The sequence below is a fragment of the Nocardioides sp. L-11A genome (assembly GCA_029961745.1).
GTDB lineage: Bacteria > Actinomycetota > Actinomycetes > Propionibacteriales > Nocardioidaceae > Nocardioides.
In genome coordinates this window covers 1,652,209-1,674,048 of the sequence record CP124680.1, presented here as the reverse complement: position 1 = coordinate 1,674,048, position 21,840 = coordinate 1,652,209, and the positions used below count along the sequence as shown (strand labels likewise).

Below are 21,840 nucleotides of genomic sequence, written 5' to 3'. Positions count from 1 at the left end.
GGAACGACCATGGGCCGTGTCACCCAGAAGATCGCACTCATCACCGGTGCCGGCCGCGGCCAGGGCCGCGCCCACGCGGTCCGGCTGGCCGAGGAGGGCGCGTCGATCATCGCCTTCGACATCTGTGCTCCGGTCGCCTCGGTGACCTATCCCATGGCGACGCCGGAGGATCTCGAGGAGACCTGTGCGCTGGTGCGCGCGGCCGGCGGCCGCGCGCACGCGGCCCAGGTCGACGTCCGCGACTTCGACCGGCTCGCCCGAGAGCTGGCGGCCGGCATCGACGCGCTCGGCGGGCTCGACATCGTCGTGGCCAACGCCGGCATCGCCAGCTATGCGCCCGGCCACGAGATCACCGAGGCCGCCTGGCAGGAGATGATCGACATCAACCTGACCGGCACCTGGCACACCGTCAAAGCGGCGGTCCCGCACCTCGTCGCGGGCGGACGGGGCGGCTCGATCGTGCTGACCAGCTCGGCCGCCGGACTCCAGGGCACGCCCAACCTCGCCCACTATGTGGCGGCCAAGCACGGCGTGACGGGCCTGATGCGGACCTTCGCGAACGAGCTGGCGCCGCACTGGATCCGCGTCAACAGCGTGCATCCCACCCAGGTCGACACCCCGATGATCATGAACGACGAGATCTTCCGGATGTTCCGGCCCGACCTGGCGGCGCCCGGACGCGACGACATCGTCGAGGTGTCCACCGCGACCAACGCACTCCCGGTCCCCTGGGTCGAGTCGAGCGACGTCGCCAACGCGGTCCTCTTCCTCGCCTCCGACGAGGCGCGCTACATCACCGGCGTGGCCCTGCCCGTCGACGCGGGGATCCTGGCGAAGGTGTAGCCGAGGACGACATACCGCGGCGACGGCGGTCTCGCTCGGGGGCACGCACTAGCCTGAGCCCGTGACGTCGTACGCCGCCTACGGCACCAACCTCGACCCCCAGCGGATGGGCGAGCGGTGTCCGCACTCGCCGCTGCAGACCACCGGCTGGCTGACCGGCTGGCGGCTGACCTTCGGCGGCGAGGAGCACGGCTGGGACGGCGCCCTGGCGACGATCGCGCCCGACCCGATGAGCGCCGTGTTCGTCGCCGTGTACGACGTCAGTCCGCTGGACGAGCCGATGCTGGACCAGTGGGAGTCGGCCGACTCGGGGCTGTACCGGCGGACCAAGGTGCGGATCGCCACCATGGCCGGCGAGATCGTCGCCTGGACCTACGTGCTCGACGCCTACGAGGGCGGACTGCCGTCGGCGTCGTACCTCGGGGTGCTGGCGGACGCGGCGGAGGCCGCGGACGCGCCGGCGGACTACGTCACCGGGCTGCGCTCGCGCGCCTGCCGCTCGACCGGCCTCTGACCGCACCGCGCCCACCCCGGCGCCTGCTGTCGCGGGGAGCGTGACCCCGACGAAACCTGACTCGTTGTCACGTTATGCGCACGCCCTCCCGGTTCGCCCGCGTCCTCACCGCCACCCTCGGCAGCATCGCCGTCGCCGCCGTCGCGGCCTGCGGCGACGTCCGGGTCACCGAGCACGAGGTGCCGCCGGACGACGCCCTCGACCTGCCGATCGCCGTCCGTCCGGCCGACCCCGGACTCCGCTCGGTGATGTGGGTCGGCAACAACTGGGACGGGACGGCGAGCATCGTCGACGCCGAATCCCTAGAGGTGCTCAAGCGCGGGGTCAACCTGATCCCGGACAAGACCCAGGAGACGCTGGACATCTTCAAGGACCCGGTCGCGACGGTGTTCTACCTCGCCATCAACGCCGGCCCGGGCCAGGGGCACAACCAGTACGTCGACGACATGTTCACGACGATGGACGGGAAGTACCTCGCCGTCTCCCGGCCCAGCTTCGCCGACGTGGTGTGGATCGACATCGCCAAGGCGACGGCGGGGCGGACCGACTCGATCGTGCGCGAGCAGCAGATGGACGGCTTCCGCACCGACCACATGCAGGTCTCCAACGACGGACGCCGGCTGCTCGTGTCCGACTCGACCAAGCGCCAGGTGATCGAGTACTCCATGGTCGACGAGACGCTCCCCGGCGGGAGGGTGGTCCGGCTCGGCGACCGACTGCGCACCTTCCCCTCGGGCGAGACGCCCCACGAGAGCAACTACACCGAGGACGGCGAGCGCATCCTGCACGCGTCCATCGGTCGCGTCTACACGCCCCTCGACGACCTCGACCCGCGCGACGGCGAGCTCCTCGGCCTGCCCCTCAACCGGCTCGCGCTCAACCTCCTCGGCCTGGACCGGCTGCTCGGGCGGCTGCCGTGGGCCGAGCTGGAGAAGGCCGTCAAGGGCGACCGCTGGCTGCAGTACGTCGCGGCCGACGACTTCGAGGTGCTCGAGCGCTGGGACATGGCCCACGAGCTCGCGGAGGCCGGGCATCCCGGCATGAGCGGCGCGGTGCGGCCGGTCGCGGTGCACCCCAACGGACGCCTGCTCTACCTCCAGGTCTCCTTCCTGCACGGCTACGTCGTCTTCGACACCGAGGCGGCCGACCTCGACGGCACCAGCGACTACGCCCTCGGCGGGATCTCGGAGCCCGCCACGGGCGCCGTGGTCGACGTCGTCCAGCTGGAGAACCGGGTCCCCGGCATGCTCCGCGAGGCCTATGTCAACGACTCCGCCCACCACGGGCTGTCGATCAGCGCCGACGGCGAGACCCTGTGCGCCGCCGGCACCATGGACGACTACGCCGCGCTGGTGGATGCCGCGACCGGCGAGGCGACGTACTTCGACGAGACGACGACGGGTCACGGGTACGGCAAGCCGTACTGGACGACCGAGGGTCTCAACGAGACCTGCTGGGTGTCCTTGTCGGACGACGACGCCGTCGCCGTGCTGTCCACGGACACCCGCGAGGAGCTCGCCTATCTCCCCGTCGGCAACCACCCGCAGCGGGTCCGCCACGGCTACGTCCCGGAGTCCGTCGTCTCCACCTGGTGATGAGTAGGCTCTGCGCGTGACCGAGTCCCCCACGCCGTATGCCCTGGCCGAGGAGGCCGCCGTCCGTCTCGCCGAGCTCACCGGCGTCGCCCGTCACGACGTCGCGCTCGTGCTCGGCTCCGGCTGGCTGCCGGCCGCCGACGCGCTCGACGGCGCGGGCGGCGCGAACACGACCGAGATCGACGTGACCTCCCTGCCCGGCTTCGCGGCCTCGGCGGTGCAGGGTCACTCGGGCAGGATCCGCTCGATCCGGATCCCCGGCAGCGACGGCGCCCCGGACCGCCACCTGCTGGTCTTCCTCAGCCGCACCCATTACTACGAGGGCCGTGGGGTCGCCGCCGTCGTCCACGGCGTGCGGACGGCGGCAGCCGCGGGCTGCCGCGCGATCGTGCTGACCAACGGCTGCGGCGGGCTCAAGGAGACCTGGACGCCGGGCACCCCGGTGCTGATCAGCGATCACATCAACCTGACCGGCCAGTCGCCCATCGTCGGCGCCAACTTCGTCGATCTCACCGACCTCTACTCCTCCCGGCTGCGCGAACTGTGCCGGGAGGTGGAGCCGAGCCTCGACGAGGGCGTCTACGTCCAGTTCACCGGGCCCCACTACGAGACGCCGGCCGAGGTGCGGATGGCCGGGATCCTCGGCGGCCACCTGGTCGGCATGAGCACCACCCTCGAGGCGATCGCCGCGCGCGAGGCGGGGATGGAGATCCTCGGCATCAGCCTGGTCACCAACCTGGCCGCCGGCCTGAGCGGCGAGCCGCTCAACCATGCGGAGGTGCTCGAGGCCGGACGCCTGGCCGCCACCCGGATGGGCGCCCTGCTCGGCGACATCGTGCCCCGCATCTGAGGCCCGGGGCGCCCCTCGTGGAGCCGTACGCCGAGGTCGTGGAGTCCTACCGCCGCTTCGCCGCCGAGGCGGCGGACTCCCCCACCTTCGCGACCTGGGCGGCCGCCGTGGCCGTCGACCCCGAGGTGCTCGCCTGGATCCGGACCCTGCCGGACCTCAAGCAGCAGCCCAACCTGGTGTTCGCCGCGGCCCGGCACCACGGCGTCCCGGCCCCCGGCCCGTACGACGCGCTGCGGGCCGCGCTGCTCGGCGACACCGGTCCGCTCCGCGCCACGATCCTGGCCCGGGCCACGCAGACCAACGAGGTGGGCCGGCTCGCGACGCTGCTGCCGGCGTTCGCGTCGTTCTCCGGCCCCCTGGCCCTGCTGGAGGTCGGCGCCTCGGCCGGGCTGTGCCTCTACCCCGACCGTTGGGGCTACGCGTGGTCGACGGACGACGGGCCGGTCCTGCTGGGCGACGAGCCGCGGCTGCCCTGCCGGGTCAGGGGCCCCGCTCCGCTCCCGGACCGGCTGCCCGAGATCTCCTGGCGCGGCGGCATCGACCTCCACCCGCTCGACGTCACCGACCCCGACGACACCGACTGGCTGCAGACCCTGGTCTGGCCCGAGCAGAACGATCGCCGCGACCGGCTGGTCCGCGCGATCGAGGTCGCCCGACAGGACCCGCCGACCCTCGCCCGAGGCGACCTGGTCGCGGAGCTGCCGGGCATGGTCGAGCGGGCGGCGTCGTACGGCACCGTCGTGGTCTTCCACAGCGCCGTCATCGCCTACCTCCCGCCGCCGCGCCGGGCCGAGTTCGACGCGCTCGTCCGCGACCTCGTCGGGCGCGGCCGGTGTCACTGGGTGAGCAACGAGGGCAAGCGGGTGCTGCCGTCCGTCACCGCCACCGGGCCGCCGATCCCCGAGGAGCACCCCACGTTCGTGCTCGGGATCGACGGGCGGATGGTCGCGCAGACGCACGGGCACGGGCGTGCGCTGCGCTGGACGGGCTGAGGCCTGTGGATGACCGGAGCAGCTGTCGCCCGACTCCGCCACGCTGGTCCCCATGGACAACAGGAGGCACCATGGGAGTCATGACACCGGTCCGACCACCTGTCGTCGAGCACGGCGACGTGATCGTGCGCGACGGACCGTTCACGGTCGCGGAGCGGGACGCGATCCCCGAGAACGGCTACCGACATGAGCTGCTCGACGGGATGCTGCTGATGTCACCGGCACCGCGACCGCGCCACCAGGACGTCGTTCGCGAGTTGCTCCTGCTGCTGGCGGCCGCCGTGCCGCGCGAGCTGAAGGTCTACCCGGCACCGTTCGACGTCCGCATCGGCCAGCGCAGCGCCATCGAACCGGACGTCGTGGTCGTCCGGCGTTCCGACGTCACCGAGCAGGGCGTCCTGGTGGCGCCGCTTCTTGCGGTCGAGGTCCACTCGCCCTCGACCAAGGCCTTCGACCTCGGGCCCAAGATGGAGATCCTTGCGGCGGCCGGGTGCCCGTCGTACTGGACGATCGACCCGGAGCAGCCCGAGCTGACGGTGTGGACGCTACGCGACAGCCGGTACGCCGAAACGGCTCGCGTGGCCGCCCAGGAGTCCTGGACGGCCACGGAGCCGTTCGCGGTGACGATCACGCCGGTCGAGCTGCTCGACCTCTGAGGAGGGTCAGGCGGCCCGGTTCATCCGGCGCACGCCGACCCACAGCCCGAGCGCACCGACGACCAGCGACGCGGTCAGGCCGGACACGATGGTCTCGGCCGGGAAGGACCCGGCGAACAGCGCGCGCTCCGCGTCGACGATATAGCTGAGCGGGTTCAGGTCGGCCGCGGTCCGCAGCCAGCCGGGGGCGCCGTCGAGGGGCAGCAGCACGCCCGCGAGCAGCACCAGCGGGAAGATCACGGTCTGCTGGACGGTCCAGAACACCCAGGACTGCTCCTTCGCCGCGACGGCGAGGGCGAGGCTGAGCGCGCCGAGGCCGACGCTGAACGGCACGAGCAGCAGCACGCCGACGACGACGCCGTCGAGGTGCAGGTCGAAGCCGAACGGCGTCACGACCGCCACGATGATGAGCGTCTGCAACAGCAGCGGCACCATCTCGCGCAGTGCCTTGCCGATCAGCAGCGACGAGCGCCGCACCGGTGAGACGAGCAGCCGCTCGAAGGAGCCGCTGATGATCTCCTCCGACAGGTTGGCACCGGTGAAGGACGCGCTCATCAGCGCGGTCATCGACACGATGCCCGGCACGAACCACTGGAGCGCGGAACCGGTCCCGGTGTCGGGGAGCAGGGGCGCGAACAGGCCGAGGAAGACCAGCGGCTGCACCATCGCGAACAGCACCGACGCGGGCTGGCGGAGAACCGGCTGCAGCTCGCGGACGAGCACGTTCGCGATGTCGGAGACGATGCCGACGGGCCGGGACGCGACGCGGGTACGACGACCGGCGGCCGGCGCCGTCGCGTGGGGGGCGATCTCGATGGTCATGCTGCCGCTCCTTCGGTGGGCTGGGACGGGGTGGTGGAGGTCTCGCGCAGGCTGCGCCCGGTCAGGTTGAGGAAGACGTCGTCGAGGGTCGGGCCGACCACCTCGATCCGGCTGACCGGCGTACCGGCCGCGGCGAGGTCGGCGACCAGCGCCGGGGCCGCCGCGCGACCGAACGCCGCCCGCACCTCGACGTGTGCTCCGGTGACGGTGATCTGGGCGCCGTCGATCCGGTCGGCGCGCCCGGCCGCGGCCCGCGCGTCGCCGGCGGAGGCGAAGTCCATGGCGACCAGGTCGCCGAGTGCCGACTTGAGCGCGGAGGCCGTGTCGTCGGCGATGACCTCGCCGTGGTCGATCACGATCACCCGGCCGGCCAGGGCGTCGGCCTCCTCGAGGTAGTGCGTCGTCAGCACGATCGTCGTGCCGAGCTCGGCGTTGAGCCGGCGGATCTGCTCCTGCAGGTTGACCCGGTTCTGTGGGTCGAGGCCGGTCGAGGGCTCGTCGAGGAACAGGATCGGCGGCTCCTGGACCAGCCCGATCGCCACGTCGAGCCGGCGCCGCTGGCCACCGGAGAGCTGGGCGACCGGGCGGTCGGCGTGCTCGGTGAGGTCGAAGGCCTCGAGCAGCTCCTCGGTCCGGGCGCGGGCGTCACGTCGCGAGAGGCCGTGCGCGCGGGCCTGACACATGATCTCGTCGCGCCCGCGGAACTGGTGGCCCGCGGCATTGCCCTGGCCGACGTACCCGATCGCGCGGCGGACGGCGGCCCGGTCGTGGACCACGTCGTGCCCGGCGACCTCGGCCGTGCCGGCGGTCGGCGCGATCAGCGTCGTGAGCATCCGCAGGGTCGTGGACTTGCCGGCGCCGTTGGGGCCGAGGAAGGCGACCAGCTCGCCGGCCGTCACCTCCAGGTCGAGCCCGCGGACGGCCTCGATCGTCTGCTTGTTGCGCGTGAAGTGGCGAGTGAGTCCGGTCGTGCGGATCACCGGGCCCGCTGTGCGGTGGGTGGTGTCGATCTCCATGACCACCACGCTAGGAAGCATTCCGGTCAATTTCTGTCCTGATTCGGAACTAATCTGGACGACATGAGCACGAGTGCCCGGATGCTGCGCCTCCTCTCCCTCCTGCAGACCCACCGGTTCTGGACCGGCGGCGACCTCGCCGAGCGCCTCGAGGTCAGCGACCGGACCCTGCGCCGCGACGTCGAGCGGCTGCGCGACCTCGGGTACGACGTCGACGCGGTCCGCGGGGCGGCCGGCGGCTACCAGCTGCGGGCGGGCGGGGCGATGGCGCCACTGCTGCTCGACGACGACGAGGCGGTCGCCGTCGCGGTCGGGCTGCGCGCCGCGGCCAACGGCGGGGTCCCCGGCTTCGAGGACACCACGCTGCAGGCGCTGACCAAGGTGATCGCGCTGATGCCGCCGCGGCTGCGCCGCCGGATGGGCGCCCTGCAGACCCAGACCGAGGGCCTGCCCTGGGCCGGCGGACCCGTACTCGACCCCACCGTGCTCACCACCCTCGCCCAGGCCTGCCGCGACGACGAGGTGGTCACCTTCTCCTACACGGCCTACGACGGCACGGGCTCCACGCGCCGGGTCGAGCCGCACCGGCTGGTCAACCTGGGCCGGCGCTGGTACCTCGTCGCCCACGATCGCGAGCGCCAGGACTGGCGCTCGTTCCGGGTCGACCGGGTCGCCGGCGTACCGGCCACGACCGGACAGCGGTTCCGGCCGCGCGAGATCCCCGGCGGGGACGCGGCCCGGTACGTCAGCCGCGGTCTGCGCGACCGGCCGCAGCGCCACCACGTCAGCGTCCTGGTCCGGGCCCCCGCCGACGAGGTCGCTGCGGTGATCGGTCGCTGGGGCAGCGTCGAGGCGCAGGGCGACCAGGCCTGCCGGATGACGATGAACACCGACACCCTGGACTGGCCGGTCCTCGTGCTGGCCAACCTCGACCACGAGTTCGAGGTGGAGGAGCCGGCCGAGCTCACCCAGCTGCTCGGCCGGCTCGCGCGCCGCTTCGCTAGCGCCTCCGCTTCTTCTTGACCTTCACCGCCACGACGTCGCTCGTCGCGGCGAGGGTCGTGGCCGTCGCACGCACCGCGGCGGTCAGGAAGTGCCGGCCGGCGCCGAGTCGGCGCAGCACCCCCTTGCCGAGCTTGATCGACACCGTCCCGCCCGAGGCGACCGAGGCCCGCCGGACACCGAGGATCCGGTCGCCGGCCAGGATCACCACCTGCCCCGAGTAGGCCGCGCTGCCCGGCGGCAGGGTGACCGTGACCCGCGCCGCGGCCTTCTTCCCGACCCGGGCCCTGCCCACGGCGAGCGCCAGCGTCGGGACGACCTTCGCCACCTCGGCCGGCGGCCCGGTCGGGCCGGGCCCGGGCGCCACCACCTCGGCGTCGGTGAAGTCGACGGAGAAGGGGGCCGGCGGCTTCTTGCCGTCGGCGGCGCCGCCCGAGGAGTACCAGTAGGAGGACAGTCCGGTCGCGAGGTGGACGTCGACGAACGCCTGCGGCCACGCCCCCCAGCCTTCGGCGGTGCGATTCTGCTGCGTCACCTCGGCGGGCAGGTCGACCTCGACCCCGGCGTACGCGGGCGTCACGGTGATCTCGCCGGCCGGGTCGAGCTCGACCGCTGAGAAGGTCGCGACAGGTACGTCGGCGACCGCGTCGAGCGGCGTGCGCTGCTCCGGGTTCGCCATGCTCGAGCCGTAGCCGTCGATGTCGGCGACGAGGGTCCCCGTGCCGTCGGCGGCCACGACCAGCTCGGGGTCGGTCAGCCAGAAGGGCACCAGCCCGCCGTAGAAGTTGACGCTGAAGGTCCCCTCCCAGCGCACCCGGCCGGACCCGTCGGCGGCGAGCTGCGCGTGTCCGCCGGAGAGCCGGACCAGCTGGTCGACGTCGCCACCGGCGGGTGCCGCCCGGGTCGCCCACCTCGCCGCGGTCTCGGTGCCGTCGGCCGCCCGGTGGACGACCGCGACGTCACCCTCGGCGGCGCGGTAGCTGGCCTCGTCACCGGCGGAGACGCCGGCGGAGAGGTAGTTGGAGCCGCCGAACGGCGGCGCCGACTGCAGCTCCTCGCTGCCCGACCACTCCAGCGTGACCCCGTCGAGCGTGAGTCCGGCGGCCGGCACGCCGCGCTTGGCGTTGACGGTCAACCGGGCGGCGGCCGAGTACGTCGTACCGACCGGGTTGACGGCCTTGGCCCGGAAGAGCGAGCCGGACTGGTCGACATTGGTGCCGACGACGGTGAGCGACGAGACGCCGTCCGCGGTCTCGACGACCACGTTGTCGTCGTCGTCCGGGATGGGCTGCCAGTAGCCGCCGACCCGGCGCTGCCAGGTCAGCGCGGTGAGCGGCGGGCTGGCCTGGGCATCGACGACGAAGGTCACGTCGCCGCCCTCGGTGACGGTACGGTCGCGGGCGTCGAGGCCGAAGCGGGGAGCGTAGGTCACCTCCAGGCCGGCCTCGTCGGAGACCACGACGCCGGCGTCGTTGGCCACCTTCAGACGATAGGTCGTGCCGCCGGTGGCCGGCGTCGCGTCGACCTGCAGGGTGGCCGCGGTCGCGCCCGGAACGTCGCGGAACCGCGACTCCCCCGGCCGGCGCGCCTGCCACTGGAGCTCGCCCCCGAGCGAGGCGTCGATCGCGGCGGTCAGGACCACCGGCCGCGTGGCCTCCCCCGGCGCCAACTGGACGGTGACGTCCTCGGGCTGCGTCGTGACCTTCGGAGCGATGCCCTCGAGGACCATCCGGCGGTAGCCGAACTCGCGCGGGTTCGCAGCGGACTGGATCGGAACATAGACGGAGCCGTCGACCCCCGTCCTGATCACCATCGCTCCGCCGCCCCCGCGCGAGAACTCCGCGATCCGGTAGCCGGCCAGGGTGCCGGAGTCGTCCACCAGCTTGAGGGTCCGGCCGGCCGTGTCCGAGTCGTCACTGGCCCAGAGGAATCCGCGCTCGGCGTCGTACGCGAGCATCTCGGCGGTGCGGGAGGTGCGGATCCCGTACTCCAGGTAGAGCGGGATCGGCTCACCCTCGGTCGCCGGTCGCGCGATGGCCGCACCGCCCTCGACGTCGACGCGCTGGTAGTCGTCGAGTCGCTGGTTGAGTCCGTGCAGATAGACCGAGCCGTCCGGCCCTGCCGTCGCCGCGGTCCAGCCGTAGTGGACCGCGCCCGTCTCGTCGAAGGGCTTCGCTGCCGTGTCGTCGATCCCGGAGGCCTCGACGGTGCTGTCGCCGGTCGGCAGCAGCCGGAACGCCGGCGCGTAGTGGTTGACGCCGTCGACCCGGACGCTGGTGGCACTCGTAGCGACGACATAGGACCCGTCGCCCAGCGGCGCCAGTGTCGCGGACGTGTCATTGGACGAGCTGGCCGTCGTGGTGCGCGACAGGTCCCAGCCACCGGGGAAGTCGCCGCTGGCCGGCCACTCGACGGGAGCCCGGCTCACGGCCCACCCATCGCCGGCCGGTCGTACGCGGACCAGGAAGTAGGGGTTCTGCTCGGTCGCGGTGGAGGCGCTCGACACCAGCACGCCGAGCTCGCCGGACGCCCCGTTCCAGGTCAGGTTGCCGGCGCCCGGAGAGGTCGAGGTCGCGATGGCGCCGACCACGCCCGCGTCGAAGGTCCCGTTCTCGCGGTCGAAGCGGACGGTGCGCAGCGTCACCTCGTTCTGGGCCGTGCCGTCCTTGGCCGTGACGAAGAAGATCGTGTCGGTCACGGGGTCGATCGCGGTACGCAGGAACCGCCCCGCGCTTCCCGTGGCCACCATCGGATGGGTGTACGGCGTGCCGACAGGGGTCAGCTCCTGCGCGTCGAGTGCGGTGAAGATCAGGTTCTGCGCGCCGTGTGCGGCGTCGAACTGGACCGCATAGACGAGGTCGCCCCGCGCCGAGATCTCCAGGGAGCGCGACGCGTTGTTGCCGCCGCTCACGGCACTGCCGCTCAGCCAGCGGGCGCCTTCGGTCAGCACCGGAACACCCGGCTCAGCGAAGCGCTCGGCGAGGTCGGGCATGCCACCGGGGCCTGGGTAGTCGACGGAGACGGGGTCGAACGTGGTGCCCGGAGCGTAGAGCGCCTGTCCGTCGCCGCCCTGGCTCGGGATCGCGTCCCACGCCGTGCGATCGGCCTCGAAGCTGGTGCCGGCGGCACCGGCCGGGTCGAGCGTGGCGAGCACCACGTCGACGTATTCCTCCATCGCGCCGCCCGGATCGTCGCGGCTGTAGCCGACGTAGGTGCCGCGGATCTCCTGGGCATCCGGACCGATCCGCAGCTCCAGGTCCGTGAAGGTCGAGTCCAGGGCGTAGCGTCCCGCGTCGTCCCGATAGGCCTGGAAGCGCACCCAGCCCGCGAGCTGCAGTGTCGTGGTGCGGGTGGCGTCGTCGTAGCTGCCGGTGGTGACCGGGAAGTCGAACCCGTCCGCGACGTTGCCGGTCACTCCGCTGACCGTGGCACCGCCGCCGGTGGTCGTGTTGTGCGCGCCGATGTAGCTGCGCCAGGAGGCCTTGATCCCCCAGCTCACGGTGCCGGCGGTGATGTCGGTGGACGCGGCGCGGGCCGGCGATGCCGGTGCGACGAGGGCAGCCCCGGCGAGCGCCAGGGCGAGGGAGAGCAGGGGCAGGACGACGCGTTTCATGCGGGATGCCTTCATGAGTCGGGGAGGGAGGACGGAGCGGGCGGCGTACGGTCCCGATCCCGCACGCCGCCGCCCTCAGGCGTCAGGAGACGTTGAACTCGGCGCTGTCGCCGGCGTACGAGCCGCCGCTGCCGCCCCCGTGGGCGGGTGTCACGACGACCTCGCACAGGTGGGTGTCGCAGTCGACGTCGGCCGGCTGGGAGGGCCCGAGGAAGGCGTGGGCGTTCGCGCCTCCCGCGAGCAGCTCGTAGTCGTCCAGGTGCAGGTTGCCCGAACCGTCGGTGGTCACGTCGACCTGGCTGGTGCCGGCGATGCAGGCCGGGATCTGGGCGACCAGGAAGGTCGTGTAGGTGTCCCACTCGCAGATGCTCACCGTGTAGTCGGTGTTCGCGGCGAGCCCGGACTGGTCGATGTCGACCAGCGCGCCGTCGAGGTAGCTGCTGGACGACGGCGTGAGCGAGACGTTGTCGGCGTCGCTGATGTCGGAGGCGTGTGCCGCCGGGGCGGAGAGGCTCAGCGCACCCGCCGTGGCGGTGGCCGCGAGGACCGTGAGGAGGCGTGCCGGCGTACGACGGCGCGGGGTGGATGTCATGGGTTCTTCTCCTTCTCTAGGATCGGAACCAGCCCTGTGGCCGATTCCCTGTCCGGCCGCGCATGCGCGGCCATGAAGAGGCCGTGGGGCCGGCCGGGGCGCTGTTCCCTGCGAAAAGTTCGGCGCCCCGGTCCGCCCACGCGGCGATCCCGCCGCACGGCCTCGTCTCCCGAACGCAGCCGACTGGCGCGCCCACGACGTTCGAGATAAGGTAAGCCTTACCGAATTGCCCGACCTCGTCAAGGAGGTCGTTGACAATTCGTCAGAACCTCTCGGCACGTCGGCGTGCCCGAAAACTCCCGACAGAACGGGCGATTCCGCCAGTAATTAGGTGAGCCTAAGCTGTGTGTTAGGGTCAGATCGCCCGAGATGTTGACACTCTGACAGCAAAGAGCCGTTCATGGTCGCCCGCACGTCCCGCCCGCTCCGCACGCTCACCCTCGCCGTCGTGGCCCTGACCCTGACGGCCTGCGGAGCGGTCATCGACGGCAAGGAGGGGCACGGCGCGGACCAGCCCGGGACCACCGTGCCCTCGATCGCCGACGTGACCGCGCTGGACGACCCCCGCAGCTGGCAGGGCGCGGTCGACATCAACCTCCCCGACCCGGAGATCCGGCCCGTCGACGAGGACCCGACCCCCACACTGCCGGCGACCGTGACCGACGCGCAGGGCACCGAGGTGACGGTCACGGACACCAGCCGGATCCTGGCCCTCGACATCTACGGGACCCTGTCGCAGACCGTCTTCGAGCTCGGTCTCGGCGACAGCATCGTGGGCCGGGACGTGTCCTCGTCCTATCCCGAGATCGAGGACCGGCCGCTGGTCACCCAGAACGGCCACGAGCTCAACGCCGAGGCGATCCTCGAGCTGAACCCCAGCGTCCTCATCACCGACACCTCCCTCGGCCCGTGGAACGTCGTGCTGCAGGTCCGCGACGCCGGCATCCCCGTCGTCGTCGTCGACGGGGACCGCGACTTCGAGAACCTCGCCTCGCTCACCCAGGAGGTGGCCGACGCACTCGGCGTCCCGGAGCAGGGCACGCAGCTCGGCGCCCGGATCACGCAGGAGGCCGACGCCGTCCGCGCGCAGATCGCGACCATCGCGCCCCAGGACGTCACGGGCCAGCTGCGCACGATCTTCCTCTACGTCCGGGGCCAAGCCAACGTCTACTACATGTTCGGCAAGGGCTCCGGCGCCGACGCCCTCGTCTCCGCCGTCGGCGGCTACGACGTCAGCAGCGAGATCGGCTGGGACGGCATGAAGCCGGTCAACGACGAGGGCCTGATCAAGGCCCAGCCCGATGTCGTCGTGATGATGAGCAAGGGCCTGGAGTCGGTCGGCGGCGTCGACGGCCTCCTCGACCAGTTCCCGGCGCTGGCCCAGACCCCCGCCGGTGAGAACCAGCGGGTGATCGCCATGGACGACGCGCAGATCCTGAGCTTCGGGCCGCGCACCGCCGCCGTGCTCAACGCGCTCGCCGTCGCGTTCTACGCCCCCGACAGCCTGCCCGCGGAGGACCGGCTGTGACCGCGACCGTCCCCGGCCCGACGATGCGGTCGGAACCGGTCGGCGAGGGCGCCGCGAGCGCCACGGCCGCCGTCGACCGCCGCCGGCGGCGCCGGGTCGTGCTCCTGTACGCCGGCCTCGGCATCGCGCTCGTCGTCGCCGCGCTGGTCGCCGGCGGGTCGGGCCAGCTGGCCATCCCCATCAACGAGATCCTCGGCTCGATCGCCCACCGCCTGGGCCTCGACGTGGGCCCGCTGCCGAGTCACCCACGGGGCGAGTACACCCTGTGGAACGTCCGGTTCTCCCGGATCGCGATGGCGGTGATCGTCGGCGGCTCGCTGGCGGTCGCCGGTGCCGCGATGCAGGGCGTCTTCGGCAACCCGCTGGCCGAGCCGAGTGTCGTCGGCGTCTCCTCCGGCGCCGCCGTGGCCGCCGCCGTGGCCATCGTCTTCAGCCTGCGCTTCGCGGGCGACTGGTCGATCCCGGTCTGCGCCTTCGTCGGCGGCCTGGTCACGACCCTGCTCGTCTACGCGCTGTCCCGCTCCGACGGCCGCACCGAGGTGGTCACCCTCGTCCTCACCGGCATCGCCGTCAACGCCGTCGCGGGCGCCCTCCTCGCGCTGCTCATGTTCGTGGGCGACACCCAGGCCCGGGAGTCGATCGTCTTCTGGCAGCTCGGCAGCCTCAACGGCAGCCGCTGGTCCTATGTCGTCGTGGTCGCGCCACTGGCCGCGATCGGCGTCGCGATCGCGCTCGCCTGTGCCCGGAGCCTCGACCTGCTGGCCCTCGGGGAGCGCTCCGCCCGGCACCTGGGCGTCAACGTCGAGCGGCTGCGCATCGTGCTCATCGTCGTCGTCGCCCTGCTGACCGCGGCCGCGGTCAGCTTCTGCGGCATCGTCGCGTTCGTCGGCCTGATCGTGCCCCACCTGGTGCGGATGGTGACCGGCCCGGGCCATCGGGTCCTGCTCGTCGCCTCCTTCCTCGCCGGGGCGCTGGTGCTGATCTGCGCCGACACCGTGGCCCGGACCTTCGTCGCCTACACCGACCTCCCGCTCGGCATGCTGACCTCGCTGGTCGGCGGGCCGTTCTTCTTCTGGCTGCTGCGCCGCACCCGTCGTACGGCGGGGGGCTGGGCATGAGGCACCACACCCATGACCACCCCCACGACCGCCACCAGGCCGCCGGCAGTGCCGCGCTCACCGCCTCCGGCATCACGCTGAGCTTCGGGCGCCGCCCGATCCTCGACGCGGTGGACCTCCAGGTCCACCGGCGCGAGGTGCTGGCCCTGGTCGGGCCCAACGGCGCCGGGAAGTCCACGCTGCTCTCGGTCCTCGCCGGCGATCTCACCCCCGACCAGGGCGAGGTGACCCTCGAGGGCCGCTCGCTCGCGGAGTGGAAGCTGCGCGAGATGTCGCGCCGCCGCGCGGTGCTCACCCAGGAGCACCGGATCTCGTTCCCCTTCCCGGCCGTCGACGTCGTCCGGATGGGACGGGCGCCCTGGCGTGGCACCGACGCGGAGGACGACGACGACCGCGTGGTCGCCGAGTCGATGGCCACGGCCGACATCGAGCACCTCGCCGGCCAGCCGTTCGGACTGCTCTCCGGCGGGGAGAAGGGCCGCACCTCCTTCGCCCGGGTGCTGGCCCAGCGCACCGGCGTCCTGCTGCTCGACGAGCCCACGGCGGCCCTCGACATCGGGCACCAGGAGACGGTCCTGGCCCACGCGCGGGCCCAGGCCGCCGCGGGCGCCGCCGTGGTCGTGGTCCTCCACGACCTCAGCCTGGCCGCCGCCTGGTCCGATCGGGTCGCGCTCCTGCACCACGGCCGGGTCACCGCGGAGGGTGCGCCGCGCGAGGTGTTCACCGCTCCCCTGCTGAGCCTCGTCTACGACCACCCGATCGACGTCCTCACCCACCCCGGCACCGGCGACCTGCTGGTGCTTCCCGACCGGCGCTCGCTCATGTCCCGGGAGGAGACCGCATGAACCCGCACCCGCTCACCAGCCGGCTGATGGCCCTCGCGCTGCTGGCGACCGGCCTGGTCGCCGTCGTGACCGCGACCACGGCGGCGCCCGCCGCCGCGGCCGCGCGGATCACCGTGACCAACGACCGCGGCTCCGCAGCCGCCGACACCAAGTACCGCACCGAGCTGACCATCAGCGGCTCCGGATTCCAGGTCGTCAAGGGCGGCTTCGGCGGCGTGTACCTCATGTTCGGCTGGGTCAAGGACCCGGGCGGCGGCTCCTGGAAGCCCTCGAAAGGGGGCGTGACCGGCTCGGACTACCGCTACATCCCCGACAGCGAGAACGCCGCCGCCAACCAGGGCTACCTCAAGTTCATCGCCTTCCCCGGCAGCTCCACGTCCTCCGAGGCGAACGCCGTGCTGGGCAAGAACGGCTCCTTCAAGGTCAAGCTGACCGTCCCCGGGCCCACCTTCCAGAGCGTCGACCGCAACGGCAAGGTCGCCACCGTCGACTGCACCAAGGTCACCTGCGGCGTCATCACCGTCGGCGCCCACGGCGTGAAGAGCCCGGCCAACGAGACGTTCACCCCCGTCCGGTTCGCCAGCGTGTACGACGCTGCTCCGGCGACGGGTCAGGAGCAGGCCGCTCCGCCCGCCCAGGGCACCGCGCCCGAGTCCGGTCAGCCCGCGGCTCTGGACGCCGCCGCGGCCCCCGACGCCGCCGCGGCCCCCGACGCCGCCGTGCCGGCCGCCGGCGGTCCCCCCAAGCTGACCACCGACCGGCTGACCGCCAAGGTCGGCAACACCCTGGCCTTCACCGCGACCGGCTTCCGGCCCGGCGAGCAGGTCCTGGGCGTGCTCGATGACGGCGTGGCCGGCATCGGGCCCATGATCGCCGGGCCGTCGGGCGAGGTGGCGGGCATCCTGCCGCTCCCCACCGACCTGACGCCCGGCACCCACGAGCTGCGTCTCACCGGAGCGGCCACCGGCGGCCAGGCCACCGAGCGCTTCGCGGTCCGTCCCGCCGACGCCGCGGCAGCCCCGACGAGCGCCGCCGCCTCCGATGATGGCGGGACGAGCCCGGCCCGGGTCTTCCTCGTCGTCGCCGGATGCGTGTTCCTGCTCGCCCTCCTCGGCCTGCTCCTGCGACTGCTGCTCCTGCGCCGACGACGCGCCTCCGGCCCGTCCGGCCCGTCCGGCCCGTCCGCTTCGGCGGGAGCCGCGGGAGCGGCGGCATGAGGCGCGTCGCCGCGATCCTGCTGGCCGTGTGCTGCGCCGTCCTCGGCGCCGGCACCCTGCTCTCCGCCGCCACCGCGGCCGACGGCACCGGCGACGGAGCGGGCGTCGTACCGACCGCCGAGAGCACGTCGACGACGGAGCCGACCGCCGGGTCGAGCGAGCCGACGGAGCCGACCGACGGACCGACCGAGCCGACCGACGGACCCACCGACCAGCCGACCGACCAGCCGACCGACTCGACCAGCCCGACGGAGACGCCCGGCGACGGTCCCTTCGCGGTGTCCGACGCCGTCTTCCGCTGGGGCGTCAACGACGAGAGCAACAACCGCGCGTTCGCTCCCGGCACGTTCAACTTCCTCTCGGCCGGCGCCGCGCCCGACCCGGGCAGCGGCGGCCAGACGATCAACCTGAACAACGGCACCTGGCCCAACGGCGCCGTCGCGTGGCAGGCGACGAGCGGGGCCGTCCGGATCGAGAAGGTCACCACCTCCGGCGCACGGCCGGCGGACCTCGCCGGCCTGAAGACAGCCGCCGACGACACGACTCCGCTATCCACCCCGACCGGTGGGTTGTTCAGCAACCATCAGGTCGTCATCAGCGGCGGCACCGGGAAGGTCGATCCCGTCGCCGGCACGGCGAGGATCACCTGGCAGGGCTCGTTCACCGTCTTCTTCTACTCGGGGATGACCTTCTTCAGCATCAGCAACCCGGTGCTCACCGTCACGCCGACCTCGGCCACCATCACCGCGACCGCGAGCGGCTTCGCCAGTTCGATGGACGACCAGAGCATCTGGCTACCGGTGCCGCCGACCGAGGTGACGCTCGCCGACCTCGAAGGCATCGGCACAGCGCAGTTGTCCGCAGCCCGGGGCTTCACCGCGAACCCGCGTTATCTCCAGGTCCCCCACACACCGGCCGACGGATCGCAGCAGGTGCGCACCGGGGCCTTCTGGGGGGCGTTCCCCTCGTCCTTCCTCTCCTTCGTCGAGAAGGCCGGTTCGGGCGCGTATTGGTACTCGTCCGGCGGCGCCAGCGATGCCTACAAGGTCCCCAAGCCCGTCCTGATCAGCTGGGACGCGAAGTCCGCGATCCAGCCGGACAAGGCTGTCCTCCCGCCCGTAGCGACCGAGAAGCAGCCCAAGAACAAGGCCGGCAAGAAGCCTCCGGCCGCGCAGCCGCCGGGACCGTCCCTGCCCGTCACCCAGCCCGTCGGCCCCACGCTTCCCGACCAGGTCTTCGCTGGGGCCGCCGGAGCACCGGAGTCCGTCCCCGCCGCCGCAGCCCGCTACGAGCCTCCCGTGGCCTACGCCCTCACCTCCGCCCCCACCTCGGCAGAGCGACCGGAACCGTCCGGTCGCGCCTGGGAGTGGGTCCTCGGATCCCTCCTGCTGCTCGGAGCCGTCGGGATCACCGTGTCCGCACCCCTGATGAGAATCCTGAAAGGAATCCGATGAAGAGCCCACGTAGAGGCATCGCCGGCATCGCCGCCGCTGCCCTCACCGCCACCGGACTGTCCGTCCTCGGCGCAGCGACGGCACCCGCCGCCCACGCGGCCCCGGTCGCGGTCAACGACGCCCAGCTGCGCTGGGGCATCAACAACGAGGCCAACGCCGCGGGCTTTGCCCCCGGCACGTGGAACCTGATGTCCGCAGGCAAGATCGGCGACCCCGGCGCGGGCGGCACGACCCTCAAGGCCGCCGACAACGGGGCGACCTGGTCCAACGACGCACCAGCCGGCTGGAAGAGCACGGCCGGCAACGTCACTGTCGAGGACCGCCAGCCGGGCGGTGGCTACGCGCCGTCCACCTTCCTCGGGACTCGCCAGGACTTCATGGGCGCCAACGGCACGACGGCCAACGGCGTCCTCGCCGAGACGCAGCTCGTCTTCCGCAACGGCACCGGCACCATCGACACGGCCGCCAACACGGCCTCGATCCAGTGGGACGGCGACGCGTCCGTCATCTACTACTCGGGAATGTCGTTCTTCTACGTCTCCGACCCGAAGCTGACGGTCAACGGCGACGGCTCTGGCGAGCTCACCGCCACGGTCGACGGCTTCGGCACCGACCAGTTGGACCCCGACGAGTGGGTCGACCTGGACGCAGACGAGGTCACCCTCGCAACCCTCTCCGGTGTGGACGTCGAGACGCTCGGCTTCACCGCGACTCCCGACTATCTGGGCGTCGAGTACGACGCACCCGTCGGCGCGGTCAGCCAGGTTCGCACGGGCACCGCCTGGGGCTCCTTCCCACAGTCCTTCGTCGACTGGGTGCAGCAGACCGGCGGTGGGCCCTACTGGTACTCCTCTGGCGGAGCGGCTGACGTCCGCAAGCCCACCACTGCGTTGAGCCTGTCGTTCGGCACCGAGGCGCCGGCTTCGCCGAAGGTCACTGTCTCCCCAAGCACCGTGGCGTCCGACGGCACCCACCAGGTGACCGTCACCGGCACTGGCTTCGCCCCGGGGCTCGCCACCGGAACCCGGCCCCCACTCAACGGCAAGGCCGGTGGCGCGTACGTCGTCTTCGCCAAGTTCCCGACCGCGTGGCGACCGTCGGCGAACGCACCCAGCGCCAACCGGAAGATCGCCTCCCAGAAGTGGGCCGTCCTCGCCACGGACATGACCACCATCGGTGGTCCGAACGCCGGTGCCATCGAGCTCACCCCTGAGGGCACGTTCAGCGCCACCCTCACCGTCGACAAGGCAGCGGCCGACACCGCAGCGGCGGCCGTCCCGACCGCGACGAACTACGGCATCTTCACCTACCCCGGCAGCGGCGCGGTCGCGGCGTCGTACGAGACCTACACCCCGATCACCTTCACCGCGAAGCCCGAGCCGCAGAAGCCGACCCCCTCGGCGACCGTCGCTCCGGCGAAGAAGCCCAACGCCAAGGGCAAGAAGGGCTCGGTCACGATCACCTCGACCGGCCTCGCCGGCCAGCAGGTGACGGTCGTGGTCAAGCAGGTCAAGCCGAAGGCCAAGGGCAAGAAGGCGAAGAAGAAGGCCACCAAGACCATCACGGTGACCATCGACGCCTCGGGCACCACGACCGTGGCGCTGCCCAAGCTCGCCAAAGGCAAGCACAAGGTCACGGTCACCTACCCCGGTGGCTCGTCGGTGACGAAGGTCAAGGTGAAGGGCAAGGCGAAGGGCAAGAAGTAGCCGACGCCCTTCATGTCCGGGGGTGTGTCTGCCGCGTGGCGGGCACACCCCCGCTCCCCGTTCATCAGCCGACCCTTTTTCGCCTCTAGGATCGACTTGTGCCGAAGATCGCCGCAGAGACCGTTCCCGCCCACCGCGACCTGGTGCGGCGCAAGATCTTCGACGCCTTCGCGACGCTCATGGACGAGCGCAGCTTCGACGCGATCACCATGGCGCAGATCGCCGCCCGGGCCGACCTCGGCCGGACCGCGATCTACCACCACTTCCGCGACAAGGAGGCGGTGGTGGTGGCCTTCGCGACGGAGGAGACCCAGCACTACCTCGCCGACCTGCGCCGTGATCTGGACCTGGTCCCCGACCCGGTCGCCAAGATCCGGGTCTACCTGCGCCATCAGCTGCAGGCCGGCCAGCAGTTCCACACCGGGATGGGCGGGATCCTCTACCACCTGCTCTCCGAGGAGGCGATGGAGAAGATCCACGACCATGTCGCCGCGGTCGAGGAGGTCCTCGAGGAGATCCTCGACCAGGGCATCGCCGAGGGCGCGTTCCGGGTCTCGGACCGCAAGTCCGCCATCTCCCTCCTGCACGCCGCGCTGGCGACCCGTCAGCTGCCCGTCGCCGCCGTCGAGGAGTTCGTGCTCCGCGGCCTCGGCCACATGGGTTGACACGCTCCGTCCGCGCCCGCAGCATGAAAGTTAGGCAGACCTAAGGAAAAGTCGGCGCCACGTATTGACAGGCGGCCCCCATCTTCCTGACACTTAGTCAGTAAGTTGTCACCGCCACCTCCCGAGGAGCTGCCGCCATGTCCGTCGCCACCACCGTCCGTGACGAGGACCTGACCCTGTCGACCGCCATGCGCGAGGGCTCACGCGCCGAGCACCAGGCGGCCGAGGGCTCGACGTTCATGGCCGAGCTGCTCGAGGGCAAGCTCACCGCGGAGGCGTACGCCGACCTCCTGCTCCGGCTGCGCCGCGTCTACGCCGCACTGGAGGAGGTCGTCGCCGAGCACCGCGCCGACGCGATCGTCGCCGCCGTCCACGACTCCGCGCTCGACCGGCTCGCCGCGATCGACGCCGACCTCGCCCACTGGGCCCCCGGTGTCGACCCCGCGCAGGTGGACTCCCCCGCCGCGACGGCGTACGTCGAGCGGATCCGCTCCGCCGGCGCCTGGGGCGGGCTGCTGCTCGCACACCACTACACGCGCTACCTCGGCGACCTCTCCGGCGGCCAGGTGATCGGCCGGGTGCTGCAGCGCACCTTCGACCTGCCCGAGGACACCGGCGTGAGCTTCTACGAGTTCGCCGAGATCCCGAAGCCGAAGCCCTACAAGGACGCCTACCGCGCCCGCCTCGACGCCCTCGACCTCACCCCCGAGGAGGTCACCCGGATCGTCGACGAGGTGCGCGCGGTCTTCAGCCTCAACCAGGCGCTGTTCGACGAGCTCGGCGGGCAGATCGAGCGCTACCGCGCCGCCTGA

The 21,840-nt window shown here is 72.1% G+C and carries 19 protein-coding genes; 15 read left to right on the top strand and 4 right to left on the bottom strand.

Annotation, left to right across the window (positions count from 1 at the left end; genetic code table 11):
* The first annotated feature begins 9 nt into the window (after nt 1–9).
* From QJ852_07880 to QJ852_07855, 6 genes are all read left to right on the top strand, one after another.
* Nucleotides 10–843 carry a mycofactocin-coupled SDR family oxidoreductase gene (locus QJ852_07880; protein ID WGX98357.1) on the top strand — a complete coding sequence of 278 codons (834 nt, stop codon included), beginning with the start codon at nt 10–12 and terminating at the stop codon, nt 841–843.
* Between the two features lie 61 nt (nt 844–904).
* On the top strand, nt 905–1,357 hold the full coding sequence (locus tag QJ852_07875) for a gamma-glutamylcyclotransferase (protein ID WGX98356.1): 453 nt from the start codon (nt 905–907) through the stop codon (nt 1,355–1,357).
* Between the two features lie 74 nt (nt 1,358–1,431).
* Nucleotides 1,432–2,952, top strand: a complete 1,521-nt coding sequence (locus QJ852_07870) for a serine/threonine protein kinase (GenBank protein ID WGX98355.1) — start codon at nt 1,432–1,434, stop codon at nt 2,950–2,952.
* 16 nt (nt 2,953–2,968) lie between these two features.
* A complete protein-coding gene (locus tag QJ852_07865) occupies nt 2,969–3,802 on the top strand; it encodes a purine-nucleoside phosphorylase (protein WGX98354.1) in 834 nt (277 codons plus the stop codon).
* Nucleotides 3,803–3,819: 17 nt separating this feature from the next.
* Complete coding sequence (locus tag QJ852_07860) at nt 3,820–4,794, top strand: DUF2332 domain-containing protein (GenBank protein WGX98353.1); 975 nt, start codon at nt 3,820–3,822, stop codon at nt 4,792–4,794.
* Between the two features lie 80 nt (nt 4,795–4,874).
* On the top strand, nt 4,875–5,450 hold the full coding sequence (locus QJ852_07855; protein WGX98352.1) for a Uma2 family endonuclease: 576 nt from the start codon (nt 4,875–4,877) through the stop codon (nt 5,448–5,450).
* Nucleotides 5,451–5,456: 6 nt separating this feature from the next.
* Here QJ852_07855 and QJ852_07850 read toward each other — a convergent pair whose 3' ends face one another.
* Both QJ852_07850 and QJ852_07845 read right to left on the bottom strand, forming a co-directional pair.
* Nucleotides 5,457–6,272 (bottom strand): ABC transporter permease, encoded by an 816-nt coding sequence (locus QJ852_07850; protein ID WGX98351.1) that lies wholly within the window; start codon nt 6,270–6,272, stop codon nt 5,457–5,459.
* A complete protein-coding gene (locus QJ852_07845) occupies nt 6,269–7,288 on the bottom strand; it encodes an ATP-binding cassette domain-containing protein (GenBank protein WGX98350.1) in 1,020 nt (339 codons plus the stop codon). Before QJ852_07845 ends, QJ852_07850 begins: the two co-directional genes overlap by 4 nt.
* Nucleotides 7,289–7,351: 63 nt before the next feature.
* Between QJ852_07845 and QJ852_07840 the strand changes: the two genes are divergently transcribed.
* Nucleotides 7,352–8,311: a YafY family protein gene (locus QJ852_07840; protein ID WGX98349.1), complete on the top strand. Its 960-nt coding sequence runs from the start codon at nt 7,352–7,354 to the stop codon at nt 8,309–8,311.
* Here QJ852_07840 and QJ852_07835 read toward each other — a convergent pair.
* Entirely contained in the window at nt 8,289–11,903 is a 3,615-nt protein-coding gene (locus QJ852_07835; protein WGX98348.1) for an HtaA domain-containing protein, read from the bottom strand. The two genes, QJ852_07840 and QJ852_07835, sit on opposite strands and share 23 nt — an antisense overlap.
* Before the next feature lie 82 nt (nt 11,904–11,985).
* Entirely contained in the window at nt 11,986–12,495 is a 510-nt protein-coding gene (locus QJ852_07830; protein ID WGX98347.1) for a hypothetical protein, read from the bottom strand.
* A 400-nt stretch (nt 12,496–12,895) separates the two neighbouring features.
* Here QJ852_07830 and QJ852_07825 point away from each other — a divergent pair, with 400 nt between their 5' ends.
* The 8 genes from QJ852_07825 (at nt 12,896) to QJ852_07790 (ending at nt 21,840) form a co-directional block, all read left to right on the top strand.
* Nucleotides 12,896–14,023, top strand: a complete 1,128-nt coding sequence (locus tag QJ852_07825; GenBank protein ID WGX98346.1) for an ABC transporter substrate-binding protein — start codon at nt 12,896–12,898, stop codon at nt 14,021–14,023.
* Nucleotides 14,020–15,141, top strand: coding sequence for an iron ABC transporter permease (locus QJ852_07820; GenBank protein WGX98345.1), 1,122 nt, complete (start codon nt 14,020–14,022; stop codon nt 15,139–15,141). Before QJ852_07825 ends, QJ852_07820 begins: the two co-directional genes overlap by 4 nt.
* Nucleotides 15,138–15,986, top strand: coding sequence for a heme ABC transporter ATP-binding protein (locus tag QJ852_07815; protein ID WGX98344.1), 849 nt, complete (start codon nt 15,138–15,140; stop codon nt 15,984–15,986). The genes QJ852_07820 and QJ852_07815 overlap by 4 nt, the downstream gene beginning before the upstream one ends.
* Nucleotides 15,983–17,203, top strand: a complete 1,221-nt coding sequence (locus QJ852_07810; protein ID WGX98343.1) for a hypothetical protein — start codon at nt 15,983–15,985, stop codon at nt 17,201–17,203. The genes QJ852_07815 and QJ852_07810 overlap by 4 nt, the downstream gene beginning before the upstream one ends.
* Nucleotides 17,200–18,657, top strand: a complete 1,458-nt coding sequence (locus QJ852_07805) for a hypothetical protein (protein WGX98342.1) — start codon at nt 17,200–17,202, stop codon at nt 18,655–18,657. Before QJ852_07810 ends, QJ852_07805 begins: the two co-directional genes overlap by 4 nt.
* A complete protein-coding gene (locus QJ852_07800; protein ID WGX98341.1) occupies nt 18,654–20,363 on the top strand; it encodes a hypothetical protein in 1,710 nt (569 codons plus the stop codon). Before QJ852_07805 ends, QJ852_07800 begins: the two co-directional genes overlap by 4 nt.
* A gap of 98 nt (nt 20,364–20,461) precedes the next feature.
* Nucleotides 20,462–21,028 (top strand): TetR/AcrR family transcriptional regulator, encoded by a 567-nt coding sequence (locus QJ852_07795; GenBank protein ID WGX98340.1) that lies wholly within the window; start codon nt 20,462–20,464, stop codon nt 21,026–21,028.
* Nucleotides 21,029–21,165: 137 nt separating this feature from the next.
* Entirely contained in the window at nt 21,166–21,840 is a 675-nt protein-coding gene (locus tag QJ852_07790) for a biliverdin-producing heme oxygenase (GenBank protein WGX98339.1), read from the top strand.

Coding starts and splice junctions, on each gene's coding strand:
- QJ852_07805 (WGX98342.1), top strand. CDS start 17,200: ATGAGGCGCGTCGCCGCGATCCTGCTGGCCGTGTGCTGCGCCGTCCTC.
- QJ852_07855 (WGX98352.1), top strand. CDS start 4,875: ATGACACCGGTCCGACCACCTGTCGTCGAGCACGGCGACGTGATCGTG.
- QJ852_07815 (WGX98344.1), top strand. CDS start 15,138: ATGAGGCACCACACCCATGACCACCCCCACGACCGCCACCAGGCCGCC.
- QJ852_07835 (WGX98348.1), bottom strand. CDS start 11,903: ATGAAACGCGTCGTCCTGCCCCTGCTCTCCCTCGCCCTGGCGCTCGCC.
- QJ852_07810 (WGX98343.1), top strand. CDS start 15,983: ATGAACCCGCACCCGCTCACCAGCCGGCTGATGGCCCTCGCGCTGCTG.
- QJ852_07825 (WGX98346.1), top strand. CDS start 12,896: ATGGTCGCCCGCACGTCCCGCCCGCTCCGCACGCTCACCCTCGCCGTC.
- QJ852_07870 (WGX98355.1), top strand. CDS start 1,432: ATGCGCACGCCCTCCCGGTTCGCCCGCGTCCTCACCGCCACCCTCGGC.
- QJ852_07840 (WGX98349.1), top strand. CDS start 7,352: ATGAGCACGAGTGCCCGGATGCTGCGCCTCCTCTCCCTCCTGCAGACC.
- QJ852_07790 (WGX98339.1), top strand. CDS start 21,166: ATGTCCGTCGCCACCACCGTCCGTGACGAGGACCTGACCCTGTCGACC.
- QJ852_07830 (WGX98347.1), bottom strand. CDS start 12,495: ATGACATCCACCCCGCGCCGTCGTACGCCGGCACGCCTCCTCACGGTC.
- QJ852_07845 (WGX98350.1), bottom strand. CDS start 7,288: ATGGAGATCGACACCACCCACCGCACAGCGGGCCCGGTGATCCGCACG.
- QJ852_07880 (WGX98357.1), top strand. CDS start 10: ATGGGCCGTGTCACCCAGAAGATCGCACTCATCACCGGTGCCGGCCGC.
- QJ852_07800 (WGX98341.1), top strand. CDS start 18,654: ATGAAGAGCCCACGTAGAGGCATCGCCGGCATCGCCGCCGCTGCCCTC.
- QJ852_07850 (WGX98351.1), bottom strand. CDS start 6,272: ATGACCATCGAGATCGCCCCCCACGCGACGGCGCCGGCCGCCGGTCGT.